The following is a 1,838-nucleotide window of genomic DNA, read 5'->3' on the forward strand; positions in this document are numbered from 1 at the left end:
ATGAAAATTATATATGAAGACTTGCCCGTAATCCACGATTCGGGTGAAATTTTGCAAGATACCACCGACTGGCGAACTTTTAAGCTCAAAAGTACCGCTGTTTCCCACGCGATGAATTACACTGATGAAGTTCGCTCCGAGCGTATTTTAGATTGTGGTTCTCTTCTCGCTTTTGGGGTTTCAAACTCAGGGGAAAAAAGACTTATCAAAGCTTATTTTTGTAAAGACCGAATGTGCCCAGCTTGCCAAAAAAGACGTTCCCTTGTTGTTTTTCACCAAGTTAAAGATGTTTGTTTATCTCTCCAATCTGAGTATAAAAGCACTCAATATTTACTTTTAACCTTAACCGTTCCTAATGTTTCTGCTGCCGATTTATCTGACGAAATAAAGAAAATGAATAAAGCCTGGGCTAGTTTGTCCAGGAGGGCTGAATTTAAAAAATCTATTTGGGGCTGGTTTAAAGCTTTAGAGATTACTCATAACAAAAAAACTAACACTTACCACCCTCACTTTCATGTTTTACTCGCTGTTCCTGCAAAGTACTTCAAGGGCCAAAATTATATAAATCATTCTCGCTGGCTTGAGCTTTGGCAGTTGGCCATGAAGAATGATTATATTACTCAGGTTGATGTTAGGCGCATTAAACCTAACCCTAAGCGCTCAGGCTCCACTATTGAGGCCGCAGCTGCTGAGGTTGGCAAATACGCCACAAAGCCCTCAGATTACATTAAGAAGCTCTCTAAAGACCGTTATGTAGCTGATCCCACTGTTGTTGGTGAACTTGCAGAGATACTCAAATTTAAACGCCTTATAGCTTTTGGTGGCCGTATGAAAGAGCATTATCAGAAATTAAAGTTTGATGATGTTGATTCAGACTCTGTTGACTTGGTTAATGTTTTCGGTGAATCGGATCAGGTAGATGCTGTCGTTCTCCAGATGTACAAATGGAATATAGGTTTAAAGCAATATATTTCATGACTATATTTACTCATGAATACATGAATACATAAATACATAAAACATGTGATCGGACTTAAATATGAAACTAACAGTTACCCTGAACTCTTATCAAATATCTATTATTAAAGACTCGCTTGATTCTCGCTTAAAAGCATTAAATCATGTCTTAGATTCTAATAACTCATATTCTAATTTATTAGATTCTGATAACTTAGATTCTTGCAAATTAGAAATTCAACAATGTAAAAATCTGATTAAGCAACTTACCATCTAGTTTATTCCTTTAGCACTAATCAATCCCCCGCATAACTCCAGCGCTTGCCGCGGAATATGCGGAGGATTGATTATCTACTCTGAATTCTTGTAAGACTTGTCTTACGTAAGGCCACACACAAAATTGATATAAAAACCTGTAGCTAGCTGGCCGAAACAGTAAACCATTTACGTTTGGAGAAACGAACCCGCGCAGCATGCGCCCCTGATAAACAAAATAGATGCTGATAATTACACTTATCTGTGGTTATTTTTCACCGTTCCTTTTGTGCACGAGGTGCGGTTTTTCGCTCTTTTTGCGGAGCAAAATCCTTTACTTGATACTATAGAAACAACGCGCAGATTAAAAACACATATAAAACACCTTTCAAAGCCTTGCTATTAAAGGGTTTTTGCATTAACTTTAACACTCTACCCGAGGGGGTAGGTTAAACCGAATTTGAGGTTTTATTTTTTAAAGACGCCATTTTAAATTTAGGCTCTAGGAAGGACAAAGGGGAGTGCTCGAACACATCCCCTTCAGTTGGTTCTCCAGATTGCCACCGACCAAGGCGCAAACCGAAAAACCTCATCTTCTCAACTCTGTAAAGTCACGAGAGAAGACA

Annotated in this window: 1 protein-coding gene; it reads left to right on the plus strand. The window is 38.4% G+C overall.

The window, feature by feature from the left end; translation table 11 throughout:
• Positions 1-978: a protein rep gene (locus ABZP26_RS19800; protein WP_368485891.1), complete on the plus strand. Its 978-nt coding sequence runs from the start codon at positions 1-3 to the stop codon at positions 976-978.
• Positions 979-1,838: the final 860 nt, after the last annotated feature.

It is taken from the genome of Pseudoalteromonas sp. SD03 (assembly GCF_040937955.1).
GTDB classification, from domain to species: domain Bacteria; phylum Pseudomonadota; class Gammaproteobacteria; order Enterobacterales; family Alteromonadaceae; genus Pseudoalteromonas; species Pseudoalteromonas tetraodonis.

Excerpts from the sequence above, each read along its gene's own strand:
- ABZP26_RS19800 (WP_368485891.1), top strand. The coding sequence starts at position 1 with ATGAAAATTATATATGAAGACTTGCCCGTAATCCACGATTCGGGTGAA.